1 protein-coding gene and 1 pseudogene are annotated in these 641 nt (G+C 38.8%); both read right to left on the bottom strand.

What is annotated here, in order from left to right:
- A partial coding sequence (locus AACQ38_RS23810) for a DUF2612 domain-containing protein (RefSeq protein ID WP_165579252.1) occupies positions 1-197 on the bottom strand: 197 nt, incomplete at its 3' end.
- Positions 198-641 (bottom strand): annotated as a pseudogene (locus AACQ38_RS23805) (baseplate J/gp47 family protein); the annotation flags it as partial.

Below are 641 nucleotides of genomic sequence, written 5' to 3'. Positions count from 1 at the left end.
AGCCGCCTGCTGACATTCACTATTTTTCCCCACACATCCAGCCCGTAAGTATTTGCTGTGTCAATATTCCAAATCAGATCGTAAAATGTATTAATAAATTCAACAGAGGAAACAGCGGCATTGAAACTTCGAATAAGTGAGTTGAGTTTTGGACTAGCGGCATACTGAGCAAGAATAGTTGCTCCCACATTTTCCATTTATGAACCTACTAATTTCACAGATATATTATCAACGTCGAGCGCTGGGATTTCATCAATACTAAAACTAATTGATGTTGAATAAGTAATACCGTCACGGCTAAGCGTAATATTGTAAATATCAACACTCGATGTATCTATGTTATAAACGCCTGAATAATATCTACCAGCAAATAATGTAGATGCTATTCTTGCTCGGGTTCCACCGTCTTCTCCGTTAAATGCTTGCGCTATAGCTGACTTAACCTGTGTTTCAATATCAGCAGGAAGGTAATCGCTATTAGCAAGTGAGACGTCAACATAGACACGAATGGGTGCTGGTATCACATAGTTAATTTCATATTCGGGATAAGGCTGAACATAGTTTTCATCATCCACAATTGTGTGAGTTGTATTTCCGTTCGTAGGAATACCTGGAGGCTTTTTCTTCCAGATTACTCTAGC

This window comes from Photorhabdus sp. RW14-46, assembly GCF_963887965.1.
In the GTDB taxonomy this organism is placed as follows: domain Bacteria; phylum Pseudomonadota; class Gammaproteobacteria; order Enterobacterales; family Enterobacteriaceae; genus Photorhabdus; species Photorhabdus laumondii.
Note: the sequence above shows the minus strand (reverse complement) of the source record. Positions and strands in the feature narration are given on the sequence as shown.